Genomic DNA, 1,458 nt, shown 5'->3' with positions numbered 1-1,458 from the left:
GTCTCTTGATCACATTTCATGCTCAAGAGACATTGCAAGCTCGTAACCTTCAAGGATGGTTTGTAGTTTGAACCATCCTTCCCAAAGTCGCTCCCAGCCCACTATTCCTGTTCGTTTACTATCGTGCCACCCAGCTAATTTCCCTAAGCCAAGATAAGCCCAGCGCACTGTTGGCGCGTGTTTCGGCGGTTTGCTTTTTTCTACCTTTAGCCATAACAATTTCCACGCTTTGTTGCCCAGTAAAGTTTCGCAGCTTTGTTCCTCGGCCACTTCTTGTTGCTGACCAAGATGACGAAGCTGCTGGATCCGCACTGCAATAAACGCCAGAATGACAATCATCCGCTCCAGATTTCCTTTGCTTTGCAAGCGTAGGTCTTCAACCTGTGTGCCTCCGCTTTTCCAGGATTTATGGAAGTCCTCTATCAGCCAACGTTTTTCATACCACTCCAAAATGGTCAACGCTTGTTTCTGCGTCGTAATGTGCTCCGAGGTCAGCAAGTGCCAGCACAATCCATCCGGATTATCTTTTTCTATGCAGCTAACATAAAACAACGGGGTACTTACCCCCTCTTTGTTGCTCGGCATTTTCAGGGTGATCGGCGAGAAACGGACTTCACAAGTTGCCACTCTGCCTTTACGACCGCCTTTTTGTACCACTTCGACCTGTCGTTCTCCGGCGCTTTGTAAAGACTTGCCATACAGATGCAACTTACCTTCGGCTTCTTCAATATGCCGGCTTATCATTGAGCGCACAACAAACCGTTGTTGGTGAGTCAGTTTATACTGCAGGTACTCGATTAAATCAGATTCGCGGTCACAAACGCTCACAACCTGTGACATATGCGACCCTAGACCTAGACGTTGAGCCATATTTTGTGATGCTCGCTGCCACTTGAAACTTTCTTTTTCAATATAAGGTCGTTTCGTAGCGTCTTTACGCTTTCCTTTGGTTGCGATGTCGCGTGTCCACAACTGCTGCTCAATTAATCCCACCACTTGCATCTGTAAAGGCGCATATAACAAGACGGAATGTGCTTGAAATCCTCGGCTAGAGTGATGGGAGGTTGTATGCCCCAGTTCATCTCTTACCCCTTTATGGGAAAAGCTTAATGAACTGGTGTCTTCCAAAGCCAGCAAGGTGTCAAAGGTTAAGGCATCTTGCTTCGTTGCAAGAAAGCCGGCTTCGGCAATCGCATCGGCATGAATGGCTTCATTACGGATGAAACGATAGGCGGCTTCTATGTCCGCAGCGGATTGATTGGCTTGTGGCACAGATTTCCCCGAATGAGCTGCCAGAGTTGCCGAGAGTTTAATCAAGCGGTTAACGCGTCGGCTATCACCTAAGTTGGCATGTTGAAAGACATGTTTAGCCCATTGTGCAGAGTTTGATATAAAGTTCATAGTGTTTGCCTGATGTTGTAATGAAGATCAGATCGACAACATCAAACAGAGTTCAAA

At 46.9% G+C, this 1,458-nt stretch carries 1 protein-coding gene; it reads right to left on the bottom strand.

Annotated elements, in window-relative coordinates:
* Positions 1-9: 9 nt before the first annotated feature.
* Complete coding sequence (locus tag D908_RS00055; protein WP_005528115.1) at positions 10-1,401, bottom strand: IS4 family transposase; 1,392 nt, start codon at positions 1,399-1,401, stop codon at positions 10-12.
* Positions 1,402-1,458: the final 57 nt, after the last annotated feature.

This window comes from Vibrio mimicus CAIM 602 (assembly GCF_000338875.1).
GTDB classification, from domain to species: Bacteria; Pseudomonadota; Gammaproteobacteria; order Enterobacterales; family Vibrionaceae; genus Vibrio; species Vibrio mimicus.
Note: the sequence above shows the minus strand (reverse complement) of the source record. Positions and strands in the feature narration are given on the sequence as shown.

Bases quoted from the DNA above. Each gene is read 5' to 3' on its own strand.
- D908_RS00055 (WP_005528115.1), bottom strand. From the start codon at position 1,401: ATGAACTTTATATCAAACTCTGCACAATGGGCTAAACATGTCTTTCAA.